This is a genomic window from Desulfosporosinus sp. (assembly GCF_014237355.1).
Classification (GTDB): domain Bacteria; phylum Bacillota; class Desulfitobacteriia; order Desulfitobacteriales; family Desulfitobacteriaceae; genus Desulfosporosinus.
Genome location: NZ_JABZFS010000008.1, coordinates 1 through 3,096, shown reverse-complemented (window position 1 = coordinate 3,096; position 3,096 = coordinate 1). Strand labels below are relative to the sequence as shown.

The 3,096-nt window shown below is 39.6% G+C and carries 3 protein-coding genes; 1 reads left to right on the top strand and 2 read right to left on the bottom strand.

Features of this window, described 5'->3' with window-relative positions; translation table 11 throughout:
• A partial coding sequence (locus HGJ98_RS01395) for a hypothetical protein (RefSeq protein ID WP_291349200.1) occupies nt 1-334 on the top strand: 334 nt, incomplete at its 5' end.
• 320 nt (nt 335-654) lie between these two features.
• Here HGJ98_RS01395 and istB read toward each other — a convergent pair.
• Together istB and istA are read right to left on the bottom strand one after the other, a co-directional pair.
• Entirely contained in the window at nt 655-1,377 is a 723-nt protein-coding gene (gene istB / locus HGJ98_RS01390; RefSeq protein ID WP_019380289.1) for an IS21-like element helper ATPase IstB, read from the bottom strand.
• Between the two features lie 17 nt (nt 1,378-1,394).
• On the bottom strand, nt 1,395-2,903 hold the full coding sequence (gene istA, locus HGJ98_RS01385) for an IS21 family transposase (RefSeq protein ID WP_019380290.1): 1,509 nt from the start codon (nt 2,901-2,903) through the stop codon (nt 1,395-1,397).
• Nucleotides 2,904-3,096 lie beyond the last annotated feature (193 nt).

Below are 3,096 nucleotides of genomic sequence, written 5' to 3'. Positions count from 1 at the left end.
AGATCTACTGGATATTTACGAATCCGAAATAATGAGTATTTTATATGGAGATGAAGATGTTTCTGAGCTGTATAATCAATACCGGAGTACAGACCCGGTTTTTATGTCAAAAAGTAAAAGAGATCAATTCTTAAAAGAAATTTATGGCTGGAAGGTATACATGGGGAGAAACTTCTTAGTACCTTTAGATAAAACAGAATTTAAATTTTATAGAGAGGTTATTAAATACTGGTCAGAGAAAGGCTATATAGTTAAGAAAGAAAAATTAGGTAGAGTTATTCTCATTATTAATGCAATGGGCATTGATTATGTAGAAAAAGAATTGTTAAAGTGAACGTGCCTTTAAGGTTAATGATTATATATATTCGCGGTAGCATCCGAAAAACGGGTGCTTTTTTTATTGGGGAAAGAGGGTGGTCTAAATGAAGTTCACTGATCATTTATCTAAAGCAGAGTTACAACAGTTTAATCAGGTGCGAAGGTTTGCAGAGAACCAGAGAGAAAAACCTAAGCCAGTACAGCAATAGCATCATTCCAGAAGAGACTTACAGGTGCTAATGGGTATCAAGTGGGATATCTATAAAAGAGTGAATGGTGTAAATGTCAACCCAAAAGTTGACCATGTCGCTCATGTAAAAGTTGACCACCCTCTTGTTACTTCGAATATGTTTCTTTGAGACGATAACTCTCTCCGTTCATTGGGATAATGTGGGCCTTGTGAGTCACTCGATCTAACAAGGCGGCGGTCATCTGTTCATCGTGAAAAACTTCTACCCATCGGCTAAACTCCCGATTGCTAGTGATAATCATGCTTCCTCTTTCATAACGAGTAGAAAAAAATTGAAACAGTAATTCGGCTGCTCTCTGGTGGTAGGGGATATAGCCAAGTTCATCAATAATCGTGACATCTGCAGCCAACCATTGTTTCTCCAACTGGAGGAGCCTTTTTTCGTCTTGGGCTTCCATCAGTTCATTCGATAGGCGGGCGGCCGTATAATATTTGACAGTATAGCCTTGATTAATCGCCTCTTCCCCTAACGCAATTGATAAATGCGACTTTCCTGTACCTGAGTTCCCAATAAAAATGACATTCCTTTTCTGCTGAATGTACTCTCCTTGAAAGATGTCCAGAATGCGTCTTTTTGGTACGTGGGGAGCCTCCTCAAATTGAAAAGAGAGGAGGTCCTTATGTACAGGGAATTGCGCCTTTTTTCTGGCTAACTCTTTCTTTTTGATTTCTCGCTCAGCTATTTCAATCGATAATAATTGAAAGAGAAATTCTTCATAGGTAATTTGTTGCTCATTTGCTTCGCGCAAATAAGCGTCAACTTGTTCACGTATAGTCGGCAAGCGCAGCCTTTTTAGATATTCATCCATTTGATAATGGTGTGTATTCAGTGAATATACCTCCCTTTCTGTAATAGTTGGTCATACGGGCTAAATGTAGGAGCCTTGACGGTGACGGACTGCTCCATTTCATATTTTATTGGGGCTGGCTTTGTTGCTTCCGGCTGAGTCATGAGGTAAAGATAATGCCTTACACTATCAGCTGTATATAGCTGCTCTTTTACACAACTTGCCACTGCCCTTTCTACTGTTTCCATCGTAAACTCCCGATGGAGTTTTAATAGTTGAATAAACTCTTTTCCATGCCCATACTTTGAAAGACTTCTCTTATAAAATTCTTGATAACTTGGTGGAAGATTAGCTCTTCGAACTGGGCGCGCATGCTGGATGGCCCTTGGTTTTCTCTCCAGTTCATCCAAGTAATGATCCACTTCAAAAATTTCTTGAAGCTTTTCGTATGAACGCTCATGTTTGGCTACACAGTTTCCGTCAATGTTTATTTCAATGTGATTTACATAAGCATTTATTTGTGCATCTTTCCGACCGGCATACCTAGTAGGTACCGAGTAGGCGTTTGTTTCAAAATTAACAAGCGAAAGACTGTTGACAGAGGCTCTTACCTTCCTTGCGCAAGGATGAGTACCAATAATCGGCAGAAGCTGTTGCTTCTCTAGTAAAAATCGTTCACCCACCTGTTCTTTCGTTTTTGGAACATAGGTTTCTTCATAGGCATCACATTGTTCTAAAAGATAGTGATTAAGTACCTGTAAGTCACTTACCTGTGGAACGGGAACTAAAAATTGAGCTCGTGCTGTTTGAACTAGTTTCTCTACTTGTCCTTTTTCATTTCCTTTTGCGGGTGCACAAAATTGGGCATCAAAAAGATAGTATGATCGAAACTGGATAAAGGCCTCCTGTTCTTCACGCTTGGTCCCTTCTAACACCTTCTTTACCGCTGTTTTCATATTGTCATAGACAATCGTTTTCGGGACACCACCGAAATAATCAAAGGCATCTGCGTGACCTTGAAATAACGCCTCCTGCCGTTGATGCTGAAACACTTTTACAAAAATCTTACGGCTATACAAAAGTCTCATACAAAAAAGCATTACCTTCGTTTCAATCCCATTTAAAAGCACAATGATTTCCCCCCAATCAAATTGGGCAAATTCACCGGGATCGAATTCCAACGGTATAGAGGAATTAGGAGTTTCTTTGAGCTGCTTATATTGGCGTACAAAACGGCGTACAGTGGATTCTCCACCTTTAAAGCCATATTCTTTCACCAAGCGTCTGTGGATTTGAGCAGCACTGTGACGCTGTTTTAGGGGGGCTGTTTCATCGTCCGTTAACCATCGGATAATAATTGGTTTAACGGGGTCGATGACCGGGTTGGTAACCGGCTTTGATCGTTGATAGGTTGGAATTTTATTCTGTTGTAAAGCTTTTCGAATGGTTTGTCTTGATAATGTAAGATCTTTCGCTAATTGTCGTATAGAACGACCTTCTTTAAAGTGCAATTTTCTGATAAGCTCTATATTAGCCATCTTTAACATCCTTTTTTTCCTCCCGAATCATGAAGTTCTCGACAAACTCTATGATAAGGGATTGGGTGTTAAGGGTGGTCAACTTTTTGGTTAGCGAATTGCGCTAAAGTGGTCAACTTTTATTTTAGGTTTACACATTATTGAAAGGAGGGTTATTAAAAATGATGCATGCAGGAAGACTACGCCAGCAAACTTTGAACAA